Source organism: Pseudomonas sp. H1_F01 (assembly GCF_054681425.1).
Window position 1 is genome coordinate 2,641,034 of sequence record NZ_CP162823.1, and the last position, 22,876, is coordinate 2,663,909.

Genomic DNA, 22,876 nt, shown 5'->3' on the forward strand with positions numbered 1-22,876 from the left:
GCGAGCAAGCTTGGCTCCCACAAACAAAAACGCCCGGCATCAGCCGGGCGTTTTGTATTGACTTGTTAGCGAGCGCGGTAAGTGATGCGCCCTTTGCTCAAGTCATAGGGCGTCAGCTCGACGCGCACTTTGTCACCGGTAAGAATACGAATGTAGTTCTTGCGCATCTTGCCGGAGATATGCGCGGTTACGACGTGCCCATTTTCCAACTCCACACGAAACATGGTGTTGGGCAGGGTGTCGACGACAGTGCCTTCCATTTCGAAGCTGTCTTCTTTCGACATGCAGTAAAGCCCTCGGTATCCAGTGAATGGCCCGGTGCAACTGCGCCAGGCAAAAGCGGCGTGCATTGTGCCCGAAAAAGGGGGTTCAAGCCAAGGGGTTCTAGCTTTTAAGCCGAAGGGATCTAACTCAGGACAACCCACCGCTGGTTAATCAGCAGTTCAATGGGGCGATATTGGGTCTTGTAGTTCATTTTCTTGCAGTTCTTGATCCAGTAGCCCAGGTACACCGCTTCCAGTCCCAGGCGCCGGGCTTCGTTGATTTGCCAGAGGATGGCAAACCGCCCCAGGCTGCGCCGTTCTTCGTCTGGCTCGTAGAAGGTGTACACCGCCGAAAGCCCATTGGGCAGCAGGTCCGTGACGGCGATGGCGACCAGGCGCCCTTCGAGGCGGAATTCGTAGAAGCGGGAAAACGGCAGATCACGTACCAGGAAGGTCGAGAACTGATCCCGACTGGGCGGATACATGTCGCCATCGGCATGGCGTTGTTCGATGTAGCGCTGGTACAGGTCGAAATATTCTTCAGTGAACTGCGGCTTGGCTGGGCGGACCTGAAGATCGGCGTTGCGCTTGAAAATGCGTTTCTGCTGACGATTGGGCAAAAATTGCGCCACAGGGATGCGCGCCGGGACGCAGGCGTTGCAATGCTGGCAATGGGGCCGGTAGAGATGGTCGCCACTACGACGAAAGCCCATTTCCGACAGGTCTGCGTAGACATGCACATCCATGGGCTGGCTAGGGTCGAGGAACAGCGTCGTGGCCTGCTCCTCTGGCAGGTAACTGCAAGAGTGGGGCTGAGTGGCATAGAACTTCAAGCGCGCCAACTCGGTCATGATCAACCCTCGGATAAGCTTTTAAATTTAAGTGTAAGCCACGAGCGCGAATGTCGCTCAGCAAACCCAGGTTGCGTGGTTGGGTTGATCCAGATGGGCCTTGAGATAGCCCGCAAACTCAGTCCGTGGAATCGAGCGGGCGCCCAGGCTGTGCAGATGCTCGGTGGGCATCTGGCAGTCGATCAGCACGAAACCGGCGGCCTTGAGGTGTTGGACCAGCCTCGCGAAGCCGAATTTCGACGCATTGTCGGCCCGGCTGAACATGGACTCGCCAAAAAACAGCTGGCCCATGGCCAAGCCATACAGGCCGCCCACCAATGCCCCTTGGTCCCACACTTCCACCGAATGGGCGAAACCGCGTCGGTGCAGTTCCAGATAAGCGGTTTGCATGGCGTCGGTGATCCAGGTGCCCTCGGCATAGTCCCGCGGCGCGGCGCAGGCCTGGATGACCGCGGCAAAATCCCGATCGAACGTCACTTCATAGCGCTGCTTGCGCAGCAGTTTGCCCAGGCTGCGGGATATGTGCAGTTCGTCGGGAAACAGCACCGTGCGCGGGTCCGGCGACCACCAGAGGATCGGCTGCCCCTCGGAAAACCATGGGAAGCAACCATGGCGATAGGCCTGGATCAGCCTGTCGGCGGATAGATCGCCACCGGCGGCCAATAACCCGTTGGGATCGCGCATGGCTTTTGCCAGTGGCGGGAACTCGAAAGTGTTGCGTTGTAACCAGGTCAGCATTGGTATCCGGCTTAGTAGAAGGGGAGGGCGGCAGGTGGCGGGCCTCGTCCATCAGCGAGCGCCCGCCTGGAAGGTTAACCGTCAAACGGCCGGGATGTCATCGAGATACTTCTCTGCGTCGAGTGCGGCCATGCAGCCAGCGCCGGCGGAGGTAATCGCTTGGCGATAGACATGGTCGGCCACATCGCCGGCGGCGAACACGCCTTCGATATCGGTCGCGGTGGCGTTGCCTTCGTTGCCGCCGCGTACGAGCAGGTAGCCGTCACGCATCTTCAACTGGCCCTGGAACAGCTCGGTATTGGGTTTATGGCCGATAGCAATGAACACGCCGGCCAGGGACAGGGTGCTGGTTTCGCCGGTCTCGCTGTGGCGCAGGCGCGCGCCAGTCACGCCGCTGGCGTCGCCCAGGACTTCGTCCAGGTTCTGGTTCCAGTGCAGCTTGATATTGCCGCTGGCGGCCTTTTCGAAGAGTTTGTCCTGCAGGATTTTCTCTGAACGCAGCTTGTCGCGACGGTGGATCAGGTGCACTTCCCTGGCGATGTTCGACAGGTACAGGGCTTCCTCGACCGCGGTATTGCCGCCGCCGACCACGGCCACCACCTGGTTGCGATAGAAAAAGCCATCGCAGGTCGCACACGCCGAAACTCCCTTGCCGGCGAAGCTTTCTTCCGAAGGCAGTCCCAGGTATTGGGCTGAGGCACCGGTGGCAATGATCAGCGCGTCGCAGGTGTAGGTGCCGCTGTCGCCGATCAATTCGAATGGGCGCTGTTGCAACTTGGCGGTGTGGACATGGTCGTAGACGATCTGCGTGTCGAAGCGCTCGGCGTGCCGTTGCATGCGTTCCATCAGTACCGGGCCCGTCAGGCCTTCGACATCGCCGGGCCAGTTATCGACTTCCACCGTGGTGGTGAGCTGGCCACCGGCCTGCAGACCGGTAATGACAACGGGTTTGAGGTTGGCGCGGGCAGCATAGACGGCAGCGCTGTACCCCGCAGGGCCGGAACCGAGAATGATCAGGCGTGAATGCTTCACTTCGCTCATAAAAAACACCTCATAAGCCTTTGTCACAAAAGAGAATGCATGGTCCAATTGGCGCGTGTACACCCTGTATCCGGCTATGCTGTCAGGCAATGCCTTGGCGCGGACAAACCCGTACAATGCTTGAGTTTTGAACGCAGGATGGGCTAAAGATCAAAATCTTCGGCAACACCTGCGGTTTTCTGGATGCACCCCACAGTGGTAAAAGTAGTACCGGTTGTGCACATTCACTTTTTTACCTGCTCGTCATGGGCAGTTTTTTATAGTCATTCAACAGATGGACGCGCCGTTGGCGCAGGAAAAGAAGCGTTTTGAAGAAATCCACCGCAGCACCCAAACCAGTCGTTCCGCTCTGGCGCCAGCAATTGCACTACCGGCTCAAGGAAGGTGCGTTGATCGCCATCGGCGCCCTGTGCCTGTTCCTGATGATGGCCCTGCTGACCTACGGCAAGGACGATCCGGGCTGGAGCCATAACAGCAAGATCGACGACGTGCAGAACTTCGGCGGTCCGGCCGGTTCCTACAGCGCCGACATCCTGTTCATGGTGCTGGGCTATTTCGCCTACATCTTCCCGCTGCTGCTGGCGATCAAGGCCTATCAGATCTTCCGCCAGCGCCACGAGCCGTGGCAGTGGAGCGGCTGGCTGTTCTCCTGGCGCCTGATCGGCCTGGTGTTCCTGGTGTTGTCGGGGGCCGCGCTGGCCCATATCCATTTCCACGCGCCCACCGGCTTGCCGGCCGGGGCGGGCGGGGCGCTGGGGGAAAGCCTCGGCGACCTGGCCAGGAACGCCCTGAACATCCAGGGCAGCACGCTGCTGTTCATCGCCCTGTTCCTGTTCGGCCTGACGGTGTTCACCGACCTGTCATGGTTCAAGGTCATGGACGTCACCGGCAAGATCACCCTCGACCTGATCGAGCTGATCCAGGGCGCCATGAATCGCTGGTGGGCGGCGCGCACCGAGCGCAAGCAACTGGTGGCGCAACTGCGTGAAGTCGACGACCGTGTCCACGACGTGGTAGCCCCGACGACGCCGGACAAGCGCGAGCAGGCCAAGGTCAAGGAGCGCCTGATCGAGCGTGAGCAGGCGTTGAGCAAGCACATGTCCGATCGCGAGAAACAGGTGCCGCCGGTCATCACCATGGCCCCGGCCAAGCCGCCCGAGCAAAGCAAGCGCGTCCAGAAAGAGAAACAGGCGCCGCTGTTCGTCGACAGCGCGGTGGAAGGCACCTTGCCGCCGATCTCGATCCTGGACCCGGCCGAGAAGAAACAGCTCAACTACTCGCCCGAATCCCTGGCGGCCGTCGGCCATTTGCTGGAGATCAAGCTCAAGGAGTTCGGCGTCGAGGTCTCGGTGGACTCGATTCACCCGGGCCCGGTCATCACCCGCTACGAAATCCAGCCGGCCGCCGGCGTGAAGGTCAGCCGCATCTCCAACCTCGCGAAAGACCTGGCGCGTTCCCTGGCCGTGACCAGCGTGCGGGTGGTGGAAGTGATTCCCGGCAAGACCACCGTGGGCATCGAGATTCCCAACGAAGACCGGCAGATCGTGCGCTTCTCCGAAGTGCTGTCGACGCCTGAGTACGACAACCACAAGTCGCCGGTCACCCTGGCCCTGGGCCACGACATCGGCGGCAAGCCGGTCATCACTGACCTGGCGAAAATGCCCCACCTGCTGGTGGCCGGTACCACCGGTTCCGGTAAGTCGGTGGGCGTGAACGCGATGATCCTGTCGATTCTGTTCAAGTCAGGTCCCGAAGACGCCAAGCTGATCATGATCGACCCGAAAATGCTCGAGCTGTCGATCTACGAAGGCATCCCGCACCTGCTCTGCCCGGTGGTCACCGACATGAAGGACGCCGCCAACGCCTTGCGCTGGAGCGTCGCCGAGATGGAGCGCCGCTACAAGCTGATGGCGAAGATGGGCGTGCGCAACCTGTCGGGCTTCAATGCCAAGGTCAAGGAAGCCGAAGAGGCCGGTACGCCGTTGAGCGATCCGCTGTATCACCGCGAAAATATCCACGACGAAGCGCCGCTGCTGCACAAGCTGCCGACCATCGTGGTGGTGGTGGACGAATTCGCCGACATGATGATGATCGTCGGCAAGAAGGTCGAAGAGCTGATCGCCCGTATTGCCCAGAAGGCCCGTGCGGCCGGTATCCACCTGATCCTCGCCACACAGCGGCCGTCGGTGGACGTGATCACCGGCCTGATCAAGGCCAACATCCCGACCCGCATGGCGTTCCAGGTGTCGAGCAAGATCGACTCGCGGACCATCATCGACCAGGGCGGTGCCGAGCAGCTGCTTGGTCACGGTGACATGCTCTACATGCCGCCGGGCACCAGCCTGCCGATCCGTGTGCATGGCGCGTTCGTCTCCGACGACGAAGTGCACCGCGTGGTGGAGGCCTGGAAACTGCGTGGCGCTCCTGAATACAACGACGACATCCTCAACGGTGTCGAAGAAGCCGGCAGCGGTTTCGAGGGCAGCAGCGGCGGCGGTGACGACGATGCTGAAACCGATGCGCTCTATGACGAAGCGGTGCAATTCGTCCTGGAAAGCCGCCGGGCCTCGATTTCTGCCGTTCAGCGCAAGCTGAAGATTGGCTACAACCGCGCCGCCCGCATGATCGAAGCCATGGAAATGGCCGGGGTGGTGACGGCCATGAACACCAACGGCTCGCGCGAAGTACTGGCGCCGGGCCCGATGCGCGACTAACGACCCGGGCGGCCTGCTGACAGACCGCTCGACCCCCACGACTTCATGAGGACTCCCATGCGCCTGATTCGCATGTTGCTGTTGCCCGTACTGGCCTTGTCTACTTTGTCGGCCCACGCCGGCGAAAAGGACGTGGCTCGCCTGACCCAATTGCTGGGAGGCTCCCAGACCCTGACCGCGCGTTTCTCCCAGTTGACTCTCGATGGCAGTGGTACCCAGTTGCAGGAAACCGCTGGCGACATGGCCCTGCAGCGTCCAGGCCTGTTCTACTGGCACACCGATGCGCCAGCCGAGCAATTGATGGTCTCTGATGGCAAGAAAGTTTCCCTGTGGGACCCGGACCTGGAGCAGGTGACCATCAAGACCCTCGACCAGCGCCTGACCCAGACGCCGGCGCTGCTGCTCTCCGGTGACATTTCCGAGATCAGCCAGAGCTTCGAGATCACCTCCAAGGAGGCCGGTGGCGTGATTGACTTCACCCTCAAGCCCAAGACCAAGGATAGCCTGTTCGACAGTCTGCGCCTGTCGTTCCGTAACGGCCTGGTCAACGACATGCAACTGATCGACAGTGTTGGCCAGCGCACCAATATCCTGTTCACCGGGGTCAAGGCCAACGAGCCGATCGCCGCGTCCAAGTTCAAGTTCGATATCCCCAAGGGTGCGGACGTGATCCAGGAATAAACCAAGACCCCCTGTGGGAAATGACCTGTAGGAATGGTCTGTGGGAATTGGTCTGTGGGAGCAAGGCTTGCCCGCGATACAGGCACCTCGGTGTATCTGGTAGACCGAGGCGATGCAATCGCGGGCAAGCCTTGCTCCCACAGATCTGCTCCCACAGATCTGCTCCCACAGATCTGCTCCCACAGATCTGCTCCCACAGATCTGCTCCCACAGATCTGCTCCGGCAGAGATCATCGGCACCAGGATTCAGTGGAGGTTGCATAAGTAGTGATGGACCTGTTTCGAAGCGCCCCGATTGCCCAGCCCTTGGCCGCCCGCCTGCGCGCGACCAACCTGGATGAGTACGTCGGCCAGGAGCATGTGCTCGCCCGCGGCAAGCCTCTGCGCGAGGCCTTGGAGCAGGGTGCGTTGCACTCGATGATCTTCTGGGGCCCGCCGGGCGTGGGCAAGACCACCCTGGCGCGACTGCTGGCGGAAGTCTCGGACGCCCATTTCGAAACGGTGTCGGCGGTACTGGCCGGGGTCAAGGAGATCCGCCAGGCGGTGGAAGTGGCCAAGCAGCAGGCCGGGCAATACGGCAAGCGCACGATCCTGTTCGTCGACGAAGTCCACCGTTTCAACAAGTCCCAACAGGACGCATTCCTGCCCTACGTCGAAGACGGCACGCTGATTTTCATCGGCGCGACCACCGAAAACCCTTCGTTCGAACTCAACAACGCCTTGCTGTCGCGGGCGCGGGTCTATGTGCTCAAGAGCCTCGACGAGGCGGCGATGCGCAAGTTGGTGCATCGCGCGCTGACCGAGGAGCGCGGCCTGGGCAAGCGGCATCTGAGCCTCAGCGATGAAGGCTTCCAGATCCTGTTTTCAGCCGCCGATGGCGATGGCCGGCGCTTGCTCAACCTGCTGGAAAACGCCTCGGACCTGGCCGAAGACGACAGCGAGATCGGCGTCGAGCTGCTGCAAAGCCTGCTGGGTGACACCCGTCGGCGCTTCGACAAGGGCGGCGAGGCGTTCTACGACCAGATTTCGGCGCTGCACAAATCGATCCGCGGTTCCAACCCCGACGCGGCCTTGTACTGGTTTGCGCGCATGATCGACGGCGGCTGCGATCCGCTGTACCTGGCGCGGCGGGTGGTGCGCATGGCCAGCGAAGACATCGGTAATGCCGACCCGCGGGCCCTGAGCCTGTGCCTGGCGGCCTGGGACGTGCAGGAGCGCCTCGGCAGCCCGGAAGGCGAGCTTGCCGTGGCCCAGGCGATCACCTACCTGGCCTGCGCGCCGAAAAGCAACGCCGTGTACATGGGTTTCAAGGCGGCGATGCGCAGCGCTACCGAGCACGGTTCCCTCGAGGTGCCGCTGCACCTGCGCAACGCGCCGACCAAGCTCATGAAGCAGCTGGGCTACGGCGAAGAATACCGTTACGCCCACGATGAGCCGGACGCCTATGCCGCCGGCGAAGACTATTTTCCCGATGAACTCGAACCCCAGCGCTTCTATCAGCCGGTGCCTCGTGGCCTGGAGCTGAAGATCGGCGAGAAGCTCAACCACTTGGCGCAACTGGACCGCTTGAGTCCACGGCAGCGGAGAAAACCTTGATCCCCTTGATTCTTGCAGTTTCCGCCGGTGGCGTTGCGGGTACGTTGGTGCGCTTCGCGACCGGCAACTGGATCAACGCAAATTGGCCGCGGCACTTCTATACCGCGACGCTGGCCGTTAATATCTTGGGCTGTCTGCTGATCGGTGTTCTATACGGTCTGTTTTTGATGCGCCCGGAAGTGCCTATCGAGGTGCGTGCGGGCCTGATCGTCGGCTTTCTTGGCGGCCTGACGACCTTTTCATCCTTTTCACTGGATACGGTGCGCTTGCTGGAAAGCGGGCAAGTGCCGCTGGCCCTGGGCTATGCGGCCATCAGCGTATTCGGCGGGCTGCTCGCCACCTGGGCTGGCCTGTCCTTGACCAAACTTTGATAACGAGAGACCGACATGCTCGATTCCAAACTGTTACGTAGCAACCTTCAGGACGTAGCGGACCGCCTGGCATCCCGTGGCTTTGCCCTGGACGTCGCGCGCATCGAAGCGCTGGAAGAACAGCGCAAGACCGTCCAGACCCGCACCGAAGCCCTGCAGGCTGAACGTAACGCGCGCTCCAAGTCCATCGGCCAGGCCAAGCAGCGCGGTGAAGACATCGCGCCGCTGATGGCTGATGTCGAGCGCATGGCGGGCGAATTGAGCGCCGGCAAGGTCGAGCTGGACGCGATCCAGACCGAGCTGGATTCGATCCTGCTGGGCATCCCGAACCTGCCTCACGAATCGGTGCCGGTCGGTGAAGACGAAGAGGGCAACGTCGAAGTGCGCCGTTGGGGCACGCCGAAAGCCTTCGATTTCCCGGTGCAGGACCACGTGGCCTTGGGCGAGAAGTTCGGCTGGCTCGACTTCGAAACCGCCGCCAAGCTGTCGGGCGCCCGTTTTGCCTTGCTGCGCGGGCCGATTGCCCGCCTGCACCGGGCCCTGGCGCAGTTCATGATCAACCTGCATGTCACCGAGCACGGCTACGAAGAAGCCTACACGCCGTACCTGGTCCAGGCCCCGGCCCTGCAAGGCACTGGCCAGTTGCCGAAGTTCGAGGAAGATCTGTTCAAGATCAGCCGCGAAGGCGAGGCAGACCTGTACCTGATCCCGACCGCCGAAGTGTCGCTGACCAACATCGTGGCCGGCGAAATCGTCGACGCCAAGCAACTGCCGATCAAGTTCGTTGCCCACACGCCGTGCTTCCGCAGTGAAGCCGGGGCGTCGGGCCGTGACACCCGTGGCATGATCCGCCAGCACCAGTTCGACAAGGTCGAGATGGTGCAGATCGTCGAGCCTTCGAAGTCCATGGAAGCGCTGGAAAGCCTGACCGCCAACGCCGAGAAGGTCTTGCAGCTGCTGGAACTGCCGTATCGCACCCTGGCGCTGTGCACCGGCGACATGGGCTTCAGTGCGGTCAAGACCTATGACCTGGAAGTCTGGATCCCGAGCCAGGACAAGTACCGCGAGATTTCCTCGTGCTCCAACTGCGGCGACTTCCAGGCCCGCCGCATGCAGGCGCGTTTCCGCAACCCGGAAACCGGCAAGCCGGAACTGGTCCACACCCTCAATGGCTCTGGCCTGGCGGTGGGGCGTACCCTGGTGGCGGTGCTGGAAAACTACCAGCAGGCCGACGGTTCGATCCGTGTGCCTGAAGTGTTGAAGCCCTACATGGGCGGCATCGAGGTCATCGGCTAAATGGACTATTTGCCACTGTTCCACAACCTGCGCGGCAGCCGCGTGCTGGTGGTCGGCGGTGGGGAGATTGCCTTGCGCAAGTCCCGCCTGCTGGCCGATGCCGGCGCGTTGCTGCGGGTGGTCGCACCCGACATCGAACCGCAGTTGCGGGAACTGGTCAGTGGCAGCGGCGGCGAGTGCCTCCAGCGCGGTTACCTTGAAACGGACCTGGACGGTTGCGGGCTGATCATTGCCGCTACCGACGACGAACCGCTCAATGCCCAGGTCTCGGCTGACGCTCATAAGCGTTGTGTGCCGGTCAACGTGGTGGACGCGCCGGCGCTGTGCAGCGTGATCTTCCCGGCGATCGTCGACCGCTCACCGTTGGTGATCGCGGTGTCCAGCGGCGGCGACGCGCCGGTGCTGGCGCGGCTGATCCGGGCCAAGCTGGAAACCTGGATTCCGTCGACCTACGGGCAGTTGGCTGGGCTGGCGGCGCGTTTTCGCAGCCAGGTCAAAGGCTTGTTTCCCGATGTGCAGCAACGACGGGCGTTCTGGGAAGAAGTGTTCCAGGGTCCTATCGCCGACCGGCAACTGGCCGGGCAGGGCGCTGAAGCCGAGCGCCTGCTGCGGGAAAAAATCGATGGCCAGGCGCCGGACGCGCCGGGCGAAGTTTATCTGGTGGGCGCCGGGCCGGGCGATCCGGACCTGTTGACCTTCCGCGCCTTGCGCTTGATGCAACAGGCGGACGTGGTGCTGTACGACCGCCTGGTGGCACCGGCGATCCTGGAGCTCTGCCGGCGCGACGCCGAGCGCATCTACGTCGGCAAGCGCCGTTCCGAACATGCCGTACCCCAGGACCAGATCAACCAGCAATTGGTGGACCTGGCTCGCCAAGGCAAGCGCGTGGTGCGGTTGAAGGGCGGTGATCCGTTCATCTTCGGGCGCGGCGGCGAGGAGATCGAAGAGCTGGCGGCCCATGGCATCCCGTTCCAGGTCGTCCCGGGCATCACCGCGGCCAGTGGTTGCGCGGCCTACGCTGGAATCCCGCTGACCCATCGCGACTACGCCCAATCGGTGCGTTTCATCACCGGCCATCTCAAGGACGGCACCAGCGACTTGCCATGGGCCGACCTGGTCTCTCCGGCCCAGACGCTGGTGTTCTACATGGGCTTGGTCGGCCTGCCGATGATCTGCAGCGAGCTGATCAAGCATGGCCGTGCGGCGGATACGCCAGCGGCGTTGATCCAGCAGGGCACGACGTCCAACCAGCGGGTATTTACCGGCACTTTGGCGGACTTGCCACGGCTGGTGGCCGAGCACGAAGTGCATGCGCCGACCCTGGTGATTGTTGGGGAAGTGGTGCAGTTGCGCGAGAAGCTGGCGTGGTTTGAAGGGGCTCAAGGCCAGGTCTGAAACCGTGTTGTCCCGATTGCGAGCAAGCTCGCTCCCACAGTGGACCGTGTTTGAATACAGTCCAATGTGGGAGCGAGCTTGCTCGCGATGAGGCCCTCAAATACAGCGAAAACCCAGGTTCAATCCCCAGCCCCACGCCAAATCCCTTTCCCGCTCAACCTTCCCCGATCATGGGCGACCGTAAGGTCCTGCTTCGGCCCCTTGGGCACGATCCCATTGGGGTTGATGGTCTTGTGGCTGCCGTAGTAATGGCCTTGGATGTGGGCGAAATCCACGGTCTCGGCAATGCCTGGCCACTGGTACAACTCCCGTAGCCAGTTCGACAGGTTCGGATAATCGGCGATGCGCCGCAGGTTGCATTTGAAGTGGCCGAAGTACACCGCGTCGAAGCGGATGATCGTGGTGAACAGGCGGATATCGGCCTCGGTCAGGTATTCGCCAGCCAGGTAACGGCGGGTTGCCAGCAACGCCTCCAGCCAATCCAGTTCGGCAAATAGCCGGTCGAAGGCTTCTTCATACGCGGCTTGGGTCGTGGCGAATCCGGCACGGTACACACCGTTGTTCACCGCCGGGTAGATCCGCTCGTTCAAGGCGTCGATATCGCGGCGCAGGTGTTCGGGATACAGGTCCAGGTCGTTGCCGGTCAAGCCGTCGAAGGCACTGTTGAACATGCGGATGATTTCCGCCGATTCATTGTTGACGATGCGTTGTTGGCGTTTGTCCCACAGCACCGGCACGGTAACGCGGCCAGTGTAGTCCGGCGTGTCGGCGGTGTAGCGCTGATGCAGGAAGCTCAGGTTGTCGAGTTTGTCGCCAGTGGAGCCGTGGGTCTTGTCGAAGGTCCAGCCGTTTTCCAACATCAGGTAGCTGACCACCGACACATCGATCAAGTCTTCCAGGCCCTTGAGCTTGCGCAAGATCAGCGTGCGGTGCGCCCAGGGGCAGGCCAGGGACACGTACAAATGGTAGCGCCCGGCCTCGGCGGCAAAACCGCTGTCGCCCGAAGGGCCGGCGCTGCCGTCGGCAGTCACCCAGTGACGGCGTTGCGCCTGTTCGCGCTGGAAGGTGCCGTCCTTGCTTTCATACCACTGATCCTGCCAGCGGCCCTCGACTAACAAACCCATCTCGATCTCCTCGGCCAATAAACGTTGGAGGCGAGTCTATTCCGATAGGTTCGGAGTAAAAGCGCAAAGGTTGGGCGCTAATGATCGGTTAAATCGAACGATCCCGGGCATCCCAATACTGCCGGGCTTTGTCGAACGCTTCTTCGCGCGCCAGGCCCAGGCCACGCAAGGCCAGGGCCATGGTGGCGATCAGCGCCAGTTGTGGGTAGCTGTCCTCGACGTCGCCACGCCAGATCGCCTTCAAGTGCTCGGGATCGAGGTTTTCCGGTTTGACGTGGCGCTGCTCGGCCAATCGAGGCCATTCTTCGTCCCAACTGACGCCGCCGGTGGTGCCGTACAAGTGGCTGTCGGCGTCCGGGTTGATTTCGATCTCGCCGCCGTCGCCCTTGATGACGATGGCGGTATCACCGAGCAAGCCGCTGGCATCGCGGTGCACGGCCTGATAGCCCGGGTGGAAGATGCTTTGCAAGCCGCAACGGGCGGCCAGCGGGTTGAGGATCCGTGCCAGGGAGTGGATCGGCGAGCGCAGGCCCAGGGTGTTGCGCAGGTCAATCATCCGCTGCATCTGCGGCGCCCAGTCCACCAGCGGCATGAAGGCCAGGCCGCCGTTGTCCAGCGCGCTGCCGACCTGCTGCCAATCCCGGCACAGTGGGATCTGCAACAAGCCCAGCAATTGTTCGGTGTAGAGCCGACCTGCCGTATGAGCGCCGGCGCCGTGCATGAAAATCCGCACGCCGTTCTGCCCAAGGCACTTGGCCGCCAGCAGGTACCACGGCAAATGGCGTTTCTTGCCGGCGTAGGTCGGCCAGTCGAGGTCCACCGCCAACGCCGGGACTACCAGGCGTTCACGCAGGGCCTCGGTGAAACCGGCCATCTCCTCGGCACTTTCTTCCTTGTGTCGCAGCAGCATCAGGAAGGCGCCAAGCTGGGTGTCCTCGACCTTTTCGTCGAGCACCAGGCCCATGGCTTCGCGGGCTTCTTCGCGGGTCAGGTTGCGGGCACCGCGCTTGCCTTTGCCAAGGATGCGCACGAACTGGGCGAACGGGTGTTCGGCCGGGGTCTCAAGGGTCAGCGATGGGAAGTCGGTCATAAGCAATTCGTCGGTTTGGGCAGGCCCGCCAGTTTGGCGGCGAGTTTGGCGGGAGTGCCTTTGAACAATCGGTTCAGGTGCAGGCTATTGCCTTTGTCCGCGCCCAGTTTCAGTGCCGTGTACTTGATCAGCGGCCGGGTCGCGGGGGAGAGCTGGAATTCGTTATAGAAGCCGCGCAGCAGTTCGAGGATTTCCCAGTGTTCGGGGCCGAGCTCGATGTCTTCGGCGGTTGCCAGGGCCGTGGCGACCTCGGCCGACCAGTCGTCAAGGTCGGCCAGGTAGCCGTCCTTGTCCAGCGCGATGGCGCGGTCGCCCACGTTCAGCGTCTTCATAGCCAGGTGTTGACCTTGTCGTGCTCGATCGACAGCTCGACGAAACCTGAGTAGTTGATGGCTTCGGCCCAGTCTGGCGTGTCCAGGGCGCGGGCCTGGAGGTCTTCGGCGAGCACGAACAGGTTCACCCCAGCGGCCTGCAGCACCTCAAACGGTGGGCTGCCCGGTTGCAACGCGTACGTCGCGTCGCCGCACAGCAGCAGCGCATCCTGATTGCCCAGTACCCGCAGGCAACTGGCGAGGCGGTTATCGCCGAAGGGCGAATGAGACAACACATGCAAAGTCGACATCAGAGGGTGATCACCTGGTCGTAACGGTCAATGAGCGCGGCGATTTGCGGCGCGGTCAGAGCTTTCACGTCGCCCAGCGCCAGGGTATCAGTGGCGATACCCCGTTCGTCGGCGCTGTCGGCACAGAGGAACAGGTCCTCGACGCCGAACATCGGCAACGCCTGCAGGTTGGCGCTCAGGTCCTTTTGCTGGACCGCCTTGGCGTTTTGGCCGGCGGTGAGCTGGAACACCCCATCGTCGAGAAACAGCAGGCCGATCGGCAGGTCGAATGCACCGCCGGCCAGGACGATGTCCAGCGCTTCACGGGCGGCGGGGCCGGACCATGGGGCCTGGCGGCTGATGAGCAATAAAGACTTGGCCATCACGCGCCTCCAAAGCAGATCAAACGGTCGGCGTCCTGGATCGCATCGTGCAACTGGCCCAGCCCGGACAAGGCCCAGGGCGCCTCGACACTGGCCGCCGAACGCTGGTAGCGCTGGGCCTCTTCCTCGTTCAACACCCCACGACGCAACGCCGCCGCGATGCAGACCACGCCGTCGAGCTGGTTGTCGCTGACAAAGGTTCGCCATTGCTGGGGCAGGTCCTGTTCGTCCTGGGGCGTGACGACACTGGCGCAGGCGTTATAGACGCCGTCCTGATAGAAAAACAGCCGCACGATCTCATGCCCGCCCGCCAGCGCAGCCTGGGCAAACAGCAAGGCACGGCGCGAGGAGGGCGCATGGGCGGCGGAAAACAGCGCGATGGCGAACTTCATGACAGACCCGATCAGCAGAACTGCGGCCATGATAAAGCTTTATGGGCGGTGGGGCGATTGCCAGGGAAGGGGGCGAGACCTGTTTGGTTCAGGGGCATTTAAAGAATGCTCCTGCTCGGCAGCTCCTACAGGCCACAGGGAAAGTGCTCAGTCCTGGAGTTTGAGGCCATGCAACTCGCAATACTCCGCCCATTCCATCCCCGCCATCTCCGCCACCTCCTTGTGCACTTCCAGGCGCTGGGCCTGGTAGTCCTGGGGTGAAGCGGCGGTCAGTTGCAGGGTCAGTTCCCAGGCAAACAGGCCCAGGCGCTCGGCCTCGGCTTCGAAGGCTTCATGCAACCGCTCGGCGCGGTACTGCGCGGCAGTCTCGCCCTTGGCCTGGGCCAGCAGCGGGTTGAGGTGGTCCAGCTCGACGCGCAGCTCGGGGCGCTCGTCGAGGAATTTTTCCAGGGCTCGTTCGTGTTGCTGTTCGGTTGCCGCCATGGTCACTCCTTGGGGGATGCAGACTGCTTCTTGCTGGCCTTGGCCGCAGCCGCCAGGCATTCGAGGGCGAATTGTTCGGTGTAGGTCATCTGGATCGGCGTGGTTTCGCCCTTGACGGTGCGTTCGCCGTCGAGGATGTAGCGAATCCGCTTGTCGGTGACGCCGAGGCGCTTGGCGATCCAGGACGGTGTCTGGCCGATCTGGCTGATCAGTTTGTCGGCGTATTCGGCGGTGGGTTTGTAGAATTCGGCGTTGGGGGTCATGGAGTGTTCCGCGTGGCTGGTGGCAATGGCGCGACAGGGTGCGCGAATCGCAGGCCGATGTCCCGTGTAAATTTCAGTAAAGCAGCACGAAGGCCCGGGCCGCAGTGCTACAGTCCGTTTTTTTCTTGATGAGTGAACGCAATGCGAATGTTGACCGTGGCCCTGGCCGCAACCTTGCTGGCCGGCTGCGCGGGTTCGGCGATGAACGAGGCCCGGACCCAGGCCCCTTACAAGACCCTGACCTCGGACAAACCCGAACAGGTCGTGGCCCAGTGTGTGCAGTTCTCCTGGCAGGACGAAGCGGTGTTTGGTGTCGATGCCGGCGCCTACCTGCAACCGGGCAAGAAGGGCGGCTCGACGGTCTACACCCGCTCTGCCGAATCGTTTGTCGATCTGCATGCCGGTGCGACAGGCACCGAGTTGAGTTATTACGCCAAGCATGACGACTTCGTGGCCAAGCGCCGGTTGGCGGCGTTGGCGACGTGTCTTTAAGCAGATAGGCCGATCGCGAGCAAGCTCGCTCCCACAGGGTTTGCGTTTCAATCTGTAGGCGTCAGGCGCTTCTGGAAGAAGAAGTGCTGGTGGCCTGGCGGGTAGTCGTCGATCTGGCCGATTTCCGTGAAGCCGTGTTTGCGGTAGAACTCCGGCGCCTGGAAGTCGAAGGTGTCCAGCCAGATGCCCACGCAGTTTTTCTCCCGGGCCAGTTCTTCGGCCATCTGCATCAGGGTCGAGCCCGTGCCCTGGCCCCGGGCCTGTTCCGGCACCACCAGCAGCTCGATATACAGCCAGCGAAAAAACACTCGACCATACAGCCCGCCGACAATGTCGCCCTGTTCGTCCCGCACCAGCCAGGCCACCAGTTCAGGTGCACTTCCACCGGTCTGGGCCGTGTTATAGGCGCGTAGCGGGGCGAGGATGGCCTGGCGTTCCTGGTCGGTGGGTGTATCCGTGCGTTCGATTCGCAGCGTCATCGGCGATGTCCTTATGCAGTCAAGATGAACCGCAGGAGCCTATCTCAAAGGCTACCGTGGCGTCACCCGGTGGACGGGAGAACAGGCGCATTACGCAAACCAGGCCATACTAGCTAGTTGCTTGATGCGATCCCCGACTTTTTAAAACAAGAAGAGGCCGACTCATGAAGTTCGAATCCTTTGCCCGGACCCTCATTGCCACCACCCTGACCCTCAGCTGTTTGTATGCCCAGGCCGCCTCCCAGGCGCCAGTGGCCGCCGAGAACGGCATGGTGGTCACCGCCCAGCACCTGGCGACCCACGTGGGTGTCGATGTGCTCAAGAGCGGCGGCAATGCCGTGGATGCGGCGGTGGCGGTGGGGTATGCCCTGGCGGTGGTGTATCCGGCGGCGGGTAACCTGGGCGGGGGTGGCTTCATGACCCTGCAAATGGCCGATGGCCGCAAGACGTTCCTGGATTTCCGCGAAAAAGCGCCCCTGGCCGCCACGGCCAACATGTACCTGGACAAGGATGGCAACGTCGTCCCCGACCTCAGCACCCGCGGACACCTGGCCGTGGGCGTGCCCGGCACCGTCTCCGGCATGGAGTTGGCGTTGAAGAAATACGGCAGTAAACCGCGGGCGGAGCTGATCGCTCCGGCCATCAGGTTCGCCGAGGAAGGCTTTACCCTGGAGCAGGGCGATGTCGATCTGCTGGAAACCGCCACCGATGTGTTCAAGAAGGACATGCGTGACTCCGGGGCGATCTTCCTGCACAACGGCGAGCCCATGCAGGTCGGCCAGAAACTGGTACAAAAAGACCTCGCCAAGACCCTGCGGGAAATCTCCGCCAAGGGTGCCGACGGTTTCTACAAGGGCTGGGTCGCCGATGCCCTGGTCACCTCCAGCCAGGCCAACAAAGGCATCATCACCCAGGCCGACCTGGACAAATACAAGACCCGCGAGCTGGCCCCGGTGGAGTGTGACTACCGCGGCTACCACATCATCTCGGCGCCGCCGCCCAGTTCCGGCGGGGTGGTGCTGTGCCAGATCATGAACATCCTCGACGGCTATCCGATGAAGGACCTGGGATTCCATTCGGCCCAGGGCATGCACTATCAGATCGAAGCCATGCGCCACGCCTACGTGGACCGCAACAGTTACCTGGGGGACCCGGACTTCGTGAAGAACCCCATCGACCATCTGCTGGATAAAAACTACGCCGCCAAACTGCGGGCGGCGATTGAACCGCAAAAGGCCGGCGACTCGCAGAAGATCAAGCCCGGCGTGGCGCCCCATGAGGGCAGCAACACCACCCATTACTCCATCGTCGACCAGTGGGGCAATGCCGTTTCGGTCACCTACACCCTGAACGACTGGTTCGGTGCCGGTGTCATGGCAAGCAAGACCGGGGTGATTCTCAATGATGAAATGGACGACTTCACCGCCAAGGTCGGCGTGCCCAACATGTATGGCCTGGTGCAGGGCGAAGCCAACGCCATCGCGCCGGGCAAGGCGCCGCTGTCATCCATGAGCCCGACCATTGTCACCAAGGACGGCAAGACGGTCATGGTGGTCGGCACCCCGGGCGGCAGCCGGATCATCACCGCGACGTTGCTGACGATCCTCAATGTGATCGACTACGGCATGAACCTCCAGGAGGCTGTCGACGCCCCACGTTTCCACCAACAGTGGATGCCGGAGGAAACCAACCTGGAGACTTTTGCGGCCAGCCCGGATACCCGCAAGCTGCTGGAGAGCTGGGGGCACAAGTTTGCCGGCCCGCAGGACCCCAACCACATTGCCGCGATCCTGGTCGGTGCGCCGTCATTGGGTGGCAAACCGGTGGGCAAGAACCGCTTCTATGGCGCCAACGACCCCCGTCGCAACACTGGGTTGTCGCTGGGGTATTGAGTTATCGCGCGGCTGCGATATTGTTTGAAGAGGGAAGGTCATGAACACCGCATTGCTGATCATCGATGTCCAGAACGCGCTGTGCTCAGGCGAAGAGGAATGCTTCGACAGCCAGCGCATCATCCGGACCATCAACGAACTGGCGGCCAAAACCCGGGCCCTGGGCTTGACGGTGATCCTGATCCAGCACGAAGAGTTGGAAGGCTCGCTGACGTATGGTTCTGCCGCCTGGCAACTGGCCGACGACCTGCTGACCGCTGCCGATGACCTGCGGGTGCGCAAGACCACCCCCGATGCCTTCTACCAGACCGACCTGCAACCGTTGTTGCAGGCCCGAGGCATCGACCGCCTGGTGGTCTGCGGGTTGCAAACCGACTATTGCGTCAACGCTACCGTGCGCCAAGCCCATGCCCTGGGGTACGACGTGGTTTTGGCGGCCGATGCCCACTCCACGGTGGACAACGGCAGCATGGCGGCTGAGCAGATCATCGCCAATCACAACAACCGATTGGGGCGGCTGAGCAGTGCGGTATCGCGGATCGACGTGGTGCCGGCTGCCGACATCCGCCTCTGACCCCAAGACCGATGACAGCTGACCCTCTGATCACCGCAGCGGCGCGAGCACTGGCGGCGGGGGACCCTGTCGCTGCGCTCAATCGCGTCGCGCTGCGCAACGATGCCCCGGCCCTCGCACTTCGCGGCATTGCCATGGCGCAGTTGGGGGATCTGGTTCGGGCCAGGGCCCTGATGCGTCGGGCGGGCGCGGCCTTCGGGCCCAAGGAGGCCGTGGCACGGGCGCGTTGTGTGGTCGCCGAAGGCGAAATCGCCCTGGCGTCCCGTGACCTGGCTTGGCCGATGAAGCGCCTCGACGCCGCGCGGGCGGTGCTCGAAACCCACGACGACCGGGCGAACGTTGCGCACGCCCACACGATCGAAATCCGGCGGCTGCTGTTGATCGGTCGGCTCGACGAGGCCGAACGCAGGCTCGTTGACCTGGAGCTTGCCTGCCTGCCCTTGGCATCACGGGCGGCTTGCGAGTTAGTGGCTGCGGGAATCGCCATGCGACGGTTGCAAACACAGGCCGCCCGCGCCGCCCTCGAACGGGCCGGGCAAGCCGCAGGGCAAGCGGGAATCGGCGCGCTGAGCGCCGAAATTGAAAGCGCCTGGCGGCTACTGCGCACACCCGCAGCGCGGCTGATCGCCCGAGGCCAGGAGCGCTTGCTCCTGCTGGAAGAAGTGCAAGCGCTGTTGGCCGGGCCGGCGTTGGTGGTGGACGCGTGCCGCTATGGGATCAGCGGCGCCGGCATTCAGGTCAGCCTTGCCCGGCGTCCGGTATTGTTCGCCCTGGCGCGAGGGCTGGCTCAAGCCTGGCCTGGCGACGTGCCAAGGGAAACGCTCATGACCCAGGCCTTCGGCTTGAAACTGACGGATGAATCCCATCGCGCCCGGCTGCGGGTCGAGATGGGGCGGTTGCGTGCCACGCTTCGTCCGTTGGCTGACGTGAGGGCAACCCAGCGCGGTTTTACCCTGGTGCCGCGACATGCCGACGAGGTCGAGGTGCTGGCGCGAGTCGTCGAGGAGCCCTACGCAGCGGTGCTGGCATTGCTGGCCGACGGTGAAGCCTGGTCCAGTTCAGCCCTGGCGCTGGCGCTGGACATCAGTCAGCGTAGCGTGCAACGGGCCTTGGAGACACTGGCCGCCGCCGGTAAGGCGCAGTCGTTCGGGCGCGCCAGGGCCCGTCGCTGGTTGGCGCCACCGATGCCTGGATTCGCGACGGTATTGTTACTCACTGCGCTGCCATCGGAGGATTAGGCTGCAGTCACACCCCACTGATGAGGCGAGTGAGATGAAACGTTCAGAGGCACAGATCCTGCGTGAATACGGTCCTTTCCCGGGCGTCGATTGCGTGCATGGCGTGAGCCATGACGGCGAGCGCGTCTGGTTCGCTTCAGGCGACAAGTTGCATGCCCTCGATCCCGCCAGTGGCCAGACCGTGCATTCGCTCGATGTCCCGGCGAATGCGGGCACGGCGTTCGACGGTGAGTATTTATTCCAGATTGCCGGCGACAGCATCCGCAAGATCGATCCACGCACCGGTCAGGTATTGGCGACGATTCCGGCCCCCAACAGCGGTGATGATTCCGGCCTGGCGTGGGCCGAAGGATCGCTCTGGGTCGGTCAGTACAAGGCGCGCAAGATACTGCAGATCGATCCCGCCGACGGAAGGGTCCTGCGCACCATCGAATCCAACCGCTTTGTCACGGGCGTGACCTGGGTCGATGGAGAGCTTTGGCACGGCACCTGGGAAAACGACGAGAGCGACCTGCGACGTATCGATCCGCAAACGGCGCAAGTGCTGGAAAGCGTGACGATGCCACCCGGGACCGGTGTGTCGGGGCTGGAGTCCGACGGGGCCGACCGGTTTTTCTGTGGCGGCGGTGGCAGTGGCAAGGTGAGGGCGGTTCGTCGGCCGGCGTGAGAGGCGCAGATTTGCCATAGCTCCCTGGCCACAAAGGTGTCCGTCACATCACGGCGCACCAAGCACCATCGTCCAGTACACCCCCGCATCACTGCGCGAATCGCTGGCGGAAGCTGCGCCCATCTGGGTGAACATCGGGTTCATCAGGTTGGCGCAGTGCCCCGGGCTGTCCAGCCAGTCTTGCATGGCCTGGCTCGGCGAGCGTTGACCGGCGGCGATGTTCTCGCCCAGTTTACGTCCGCGAAAGCCGGCGCTCTTGGCGCGATCGGAAGAGGAGCGACCGTCCGGATCGCGATGGGCGAAATAGTTCTCGCGGGCCATCGACCGGCTGTGGCCTTGGGCGGCGGTTCCCAACGCGGCGTTCCAGCTCAGCGGCCGGGCCGCCGCAAAGCGCTGGCGCCCGCACATCCGTGGCTTGGCCCTGGCGGCGTTGACCTGGGCCAGCAGCGACTTGTCCGACGCACCCGCGTCGCTCATCCGTGTGCCAGCCATGGGCTGCGCCAGCACCACGCGCCATTCATCACCGACCCGATTGACACCGATGTCGGCGTACTGGTTGTCCAGCAGCGCTGCGCAATGTTCGTCGGCCAACATGTCGAAGGCTTCTTCGGCGTCCCGCGCATCGGTCAGGCGGATGCTGCGCACAGCCCGGGCTTGATAGCCGGCGTCTTTCAAGGTTTCCCGCAGGCCACCGCGAAAGCCCATCGGCAAGCCCAGGCTCGAACGCAGTACCAGTGGCTGGGTGGCACGCACCGTGCGCCATTCACAGCGGCGCGACTGGCTGCGGAAATCGTTGATGGCGTCCACCAGCTGCCTTTCGCCGCGGGCATGGGCGGGGCTGGCAAATAAGGGAAACAGGGCAAGCAAGCACAGCGAAACGAAACGGCAAGAGCGAACAGGGTGGCGCATGGGGCGAACGGCTCAAGAAGGGGGGAGGTGCTTTAGCGCCAGGCTTGGCGCCGATCAGCTGGAAAACCCGTCGCTGCAGATCGGCGGGGTTTTCACGGCTGGGGTAGGACTGTCGGTTTTGAAACAAGTTTCAGGAAGGCGAAGAGTATCTGCGGGCTGGCACAACTGTGTTCAGTGGGTTCAATTCGCCGTTTCAGCCACAGGCACCTTGACCCGTTCGACCTTGCGATAGGTCAGCAGCACGATGCCCGTCACCACAATCGCGCCACCCATCACCTGGCCCGGGTTGAGCATCTGGTCCAGCACCAGCCAGCCGATCAGCAGCGTGGCCAGCGGTTCGATGTTCATCACCGGGGCGTTGCGCGGCATGTCCAGGCGGGGCACGGAAATGAACAGCACAGTGAAGCCGGTGCCGTAGAGCACCACCAGGGTCGCCAGGGCGAACCAACCGGTGCTGCTGGCTGGCAGGTCGAAACCGCCGGGCAGGGCACCGGTCAGGCCGGCGAGGTTGACGCTGCTGAAGACGATGAAGATCGTCAGCAGGCTGCGGACCGAGCCGCGTACCTGGGACAACTTGTGATCGGTGATCCACAGTGCGCAGGCAAAGGCGCAAGCAGCGCAAAAGGCCAAACCCACCCCCAGCAGCCATTGCGGGCCGACGCCTTGCCCAGACGATAACCGCGCCGGCACTTCCAGCACGAACACCAGCCCCACCAGGATCATGCCCATCAACGCGGCGGTGCGCGCCGTCGGGCGTGGCCCGCCCAGGGCCCAGGTCAGCAAAGCCAGCAGGATCGGAAACACGTTGCCTACCAACAGCGCCAACGCCACCGGAACCCGCGCCACGGCGGAGTACAGGCACAGGCTCTGGGCGCCGATCAACAGCCCCAGTGCCAATTGCCAGCGCCACGCACCGGGCGGCAGGCGCAGGCTCTGTCGTTGCCAGAGCACCATCGCAGCCAGCACCAGCAGCGTCCCGCCCGAGCGCAGCAAGATCGCCAGCAGCACACCGGCACCGTCATCGAACGCGGCCCGCGCGGCGACGTGGTTGCCGGCGAAGGCACAGCCCATGCATAGCAGGACGAGCACCGCGAGGTGGCGGGGTAACGGCGTGGGGGTGTCAGGTGCAGCGATGGGGCGAGTCATGGCAGGTGTCTCTATGGCGGCCGCCAAGGCAAAAGGTCCTGGATCGGCTGTTTTTAGTTATAGGTTGTCGTACGACTGTAAGGTTTTTACCTCGTGGGGTGCAAGGGACAAGGTCGGCAGGGCTGTACGCTCGGTATTTAGTTGCTTTGGCGTGTATATCCGTTTCTGCGGTAACGGCTACTTAGGGTTCCGCCTTT

The 22,876-nt window shown here is 62.8% G+C and carries 26 protein-coding genes; 11 read left to right on the forward strand and 15 right to left on the reverse strand.

The features are described 5' to 3' along the window. Nucleotides 1-65: 65 nt before the first annotated feature. The 4 genes from infA to trxB form a co-directional block, all read right to left on the reverse strand. The gene (gene infA / locus AB4O09_RS12225) at nucleotides 66-284 is read right to left on the reverse strand and encodes a translation initiation factor IF-1 (RefSeq protein WP_002553999.1); all 219 of its coding nucleotides are present in this window, start codon (nucleotides 282-284) and stop codon (nucleotides 66-68) included. Nucleotides 285-406: 122 nt separating this feature from the next. Next, the gene (locus AB4O09_RS12230; RefSeq protein WP_003203338.1) at nucleotides 407-1,114 is read right to left on the reverse strand and encodes an arginyltransferase; all 708 of its coding nucleotides are present in this window, start codon (nucleotides 1,112-1,114) and stop codon (nucleotides 407-409) included. A gap of 57 nt (nucleotides 1,115-1,171) precedes the next feature. Beyond that, nucleotides 1,172-1,852 carry a leucyl/phenylalanyl-tRNA--protein transferase gene (aat, locus tag AB4O09_RS12235; protein ID WP_003203336.1) on the reverse strand — a complete coding sequence of 227 codons (681 nt, stop codon included), beginning with the start codon at nucleotides 1,850-1,852 and terminating at the stop codon, nucleotides 1,172-1,174. A gap of 81 nt (nucleotides 1,853-1,933) precedes the next feature. Continuing rightward, complete coding sequence (gene trxB, locus AB4O09_RS12240; protein WP_003203334.1) at nucleotides 1,934-2,893, reverse strand: thioredoxin-disulfide reductase; 960 nt, start codon at nucleotides 2,891-2,893, stop codon at nucleotides 1,934-1,936. Nucleotides 2,894-3,201: 308 nt separating this feature from the next. Between trxB and AB4O09_RS12245 the strand changes: the two genes are divergently transcribed. The 6 genes from AB4O09_RS12245 (at nucleotide 3,202) to cysG (ending at nucleotide 10,946) form a co-directional block, all read left to right on the forward strand. After that, nucleotides 3,202-5,607, forward strand: coding sequence for a DNA translocase FtsK (locus AB4O09_RS12245; protein ID WP_003203332.1), 2,406 nt, complete (start codon nucleotides 3,202-3,204; stop codon nucleotides 5,605-5,607). A gap of 57 nt (nucleotides 5,608-5,664) precedes the next feature. Then, a complete protein-coding gene (gene lolA / locus AB4O09_RS12250; RefSeq protein WP_003203330.1) occupies nucleotides 5,665-6,288 on the forward strand; it encodes an outer membrane lipoprotein chaperone LolA in 624 nt (207 codons plus the stop codon). Between the two features lie 270 nt (nucleotides 6,289-6,558). Next, nucleotides 6,559-7,884 carry a replication-associated recombination protein A gene (locus AB4O09_RS12255; protein ID WP_003203328.1) on the forward strand — a complete coding sequence of 442 codons (1,326 nt, stop codon included), beginning with the start codon at nucleotides 6,559-6,561 and terminating at the stop codon, nucleotides 7,882-7,884. Next, nucleotides 7,881-8,255, forward strand: a complete 375-nt coding sequence (gene crcB / locus AB4O09_RS12260) for a fluoride efflux transporter CrcB (protein WP_003203325.1) — start codon at nucleotides 7,881-7,883, stop codon at nucleotides 8,253-8,255. Before AB4O09_RS12255 ends, crcB begins: the two co-directional genes overlap by 4 nt. 15 nt (nucleotides 8,256-8,270) lie before the next feature. Then, nucleotides 8,271-9,551 carry a serine--tRNA ligase gene (gene serS, locus AB4O09_RS12265; RefSeq protein WP_003203323.1) on the forward strand — a complete coding sequence of 427 codons (1,281 nt, stop codon included), beginning with the start codon at nucleotides 8,271-8,273 and terminating at the stop codon, nucleotides 9,549-9,551. Then, nucleotides 9,552-10,946, forward strand: coding sequence for a siroheme synthase CysG (cysG, locus tag AB4O09_RS12270; RefSeq protein ID WP_003203321.1), 1,395 nt, complete (start codon nucleotides 9,552-9,554; stop codon nucleotides 10,944-10,946). It begins immediately after the preceding gene. A gap of 119 nt (nucleotides 10,947-11,065) precedes the next feature. Here the strand turns inward: cysG and AB4O09_RS12275 are convergent, their stop codons facing one another. The 8 genes from AB4O09_RS12275 to AB4O09_RS12310 form a co-directional block, all read right to left on the reverse strand. Beyond that, nucleotides 11,066-12,070 (reverse strand): glutathione S-transferase family protein, encoded by a 1,005-nt coding sequence (locus AB4O09_RS12275; RefSeq protein WP_043042963.1) that lies wholly within the window; start codon nucleotides 12,068-12,070, stop codon nucleotides 11,066-11,068. 88 nt (nucleotides 12,071-12,158) lie between these two features. Beyond that, nucleotides 12,159-13,160, reverse strand: coding sequence for a glycosyl transferase family protein (locus tag AB4O09_RS12280; protein WP_003203316.1), 1,002 nt, complete (start codon nucleotides 13,158-13,160; stop codon nucleotides 12,159-12,161). Then, entirely contained in the window at nucleotides 13,157-13,492 is a 336-nt protein-coding gene (locus AB4O09_RS12285; protein ID WP_003203314.1) for a TusE/DsrC/DsvC family sulfur relay protein, read from the reverse strand. The genes AB4O09_RS12280 and AB4O09_RS12285 overlap by 4 nt, the downstream gene beginning before the upstream one ends. After that, nucleotides 13,489-13,782: a sulfurtransferase complex subunit TusB gene (gene tusB, locus AB4O09_RS12290; RefSeq protein WP_003203312.1), complete on the reverse strand. Its 294-nt coding sequence runs from the start codon at nucleotides 13,780-13,782 to the stop codon at nucleotides 13,489-13,491. Before tusB ends, AB4O09_RS12285 begins: the two co-directional genes overlap by 4 nt. Beyond that, nucleotides 13,782-14,144: a sulfurtransferase complex subunit TusC gene (gene tusC, locus AB4O09_RS12295; protein ID WP_460108264.1), complete on the reverse strand. Its 363-nt coding sequence runs from the start codon at nucleotides 14,142-14,144 to the stop codon at nucleotides 13,782-13,784. Before tusC ends, tusB begins: the two co-directional genes overlap by 1 nt. Beyond that, a complete protein-coding gene (tusD, locus tag AB4O09_RS12300) occupies nucleotides 14,144-14,536 on the reverse strand; it encodes a sulfurtransferase complex subunit TusD (RefSeq protein ID WP_013693700.1) in 393 nt (130 codons plus the stop codon). Before tusD ends, tusC begins: the two co-directional genes overlap by 1 nt. Nucleotides 14,537-14,683: 147 nt before the next feature. After that, complete coding sequence (locus AB4O09_RS12305) at nucleotides 14,684-15,019, reverse strand: DUF6388 family protein (RefSeq protein ID WP_003203305.1); 336 nt, start codon at nucleotides 15,017-15,019, stop codon at nucleotides 14,684-14,686. Between the two features lie 2 nt (nucleotides 15,020-15,021). Next, nucleotides 15,022-15,282, reverse strand: a complete 261-nt coding sequence (locus AB4O09_RS12310) for a hypothetical protein (protein ID WP_003203303.1) — start codon at nucleotides 15,280-15,282, stop codon at nucleotides 15,022-15,024. Between the two features lie 141 nt (nucleotides 15,283-15,423). On the opposite strand from AB4O09_RS12310, the gene AB4O09_RS12315 reads away from it, so the two are divergent. Continuing rightward, nucleotides 15,424-15,774 carry a hypothetical protein gene (locus tag AB4O09_RS12315; protein ID WP_013693699.1) on the forward strand — a complete coding sequence of 117 codons (351 nt, stop codon included), beginning with the start codon at nucleotides 15,424-15,426 and terminating at the stop codon, nucleotides 15,772-15,774. A gap of 47 nt (nucleotides 15,775-15,821) precedes the next feature. Here the strand turns inward: AB4O09_RS12315 and AB4O09_RS12320 are convergent, their stop codons facing one another. Continuing rightward, entirely contained in the window at nucleotides 15,822-16,253 is a 432-nt protein-coding gene (locus AB4O09_RS12320; RefSeq protein ID WP_460108267.1) for a GNAT family N-acetyltransferase, read from the reverse strand. Between the two features lie 164 nt (nucleotides 16,254-16,417). On the opposite strand from AB4O09_RS12320, the gene ggt reads away from it, so the two are divergent. The 4 genes from ggt to AB4O09_RS12340 are packed head-to-tail and all read left to right on the forward strand — an operon-like array spanning nucleotide 16,418 to nucleotide 20,624. Then, on the forward strand, nucleotides 16,418-18,145 hold the full coding sequence (gene ggt, locus AB4O09_RS12325; protein ID WP_003203297.1) for a gamma-glutamyltransferase: 1,728 nt from the start codon (nucleotides 16,418-16,420) through the stop codon (nucleotides 18,143-18,145). A 40-nt stretch (nucleotides 18,146-18,185) separates the two neighbouring features. Continuing rightward, nucleotides 18,186-18,719: a cysteine hydrolase family protein gene (locus tag AB4O09_RS12330; RefSeq protein ID WP_003203296.1), complete on the forward strand. Its 534-nt coding sequence runs from the start codon at nucleotides 18,186-18,188 to the stop codon at nucleotides 18,717-18,719. A gap of 11 nt (nucleotides 18,720-18,730) precedes the next feature. After that, nucleotides 18,731-19,957, forward strand: a complete 1,227-nt coding sequence (locus tag AB4O09_RS12335) for a helix-turn-helix domain-containing protein (RefSeq protein WP_426385514.1) — start codon at nucleotides 18,731-18,733, stop codon at nucleotides 19,955-19,957. A gap of 34 nt (nucleotides 19,958-19,991) precedes the next feature. After that, the gene (locus AB4O09_RS12340) at nucleotides 19,992-20,624 is read left to right on the forward strand and encodes a Vgb family protein (protein WP_003203291.1); all 633 of its coding nucleotides are present in this window, start codon (nucleotides 19,992-19,994) and stop codon (nucleotides 20,622-20,624) included. Between the two features lie 48 nt (nucleotides 20,625-20,672). On the opposite strand, the gene AB4O09_RS12345 is transcribed toward AB4O09_RS12340, so the two are convergent. Both AB4O09_RS12345 and AB4O09_RS12350 read right to left on the reverse strand, forming a co-directional pair. Then, entirely contained in the window at nucleotides 20,673-21,533 is an 861-nt protein-coding gene (locus AB4O09_RS12345) for a CAP domain-containing protein (RefSeq protein ID WP_060613974.1), read from the reverse strand. 180 nt (nucleotides 21,534-21,713) lie between these two features. Next, nucleotides 21,714-22,679 carry an EamA family transporter gene (locus AB4O09_RS12350; RefSeq protein WP_027912006.1) on the reverse strand — a complete coding sequence of 322 codons (966 nt, stop codon included), beginning with the start codon at nucleotides 22,677-22,679 and terminating at the stop codon, nucleotides 21,714-21,716. Nucleotides 22,680-22,876 lie beyond the last annotated feature (197 nt).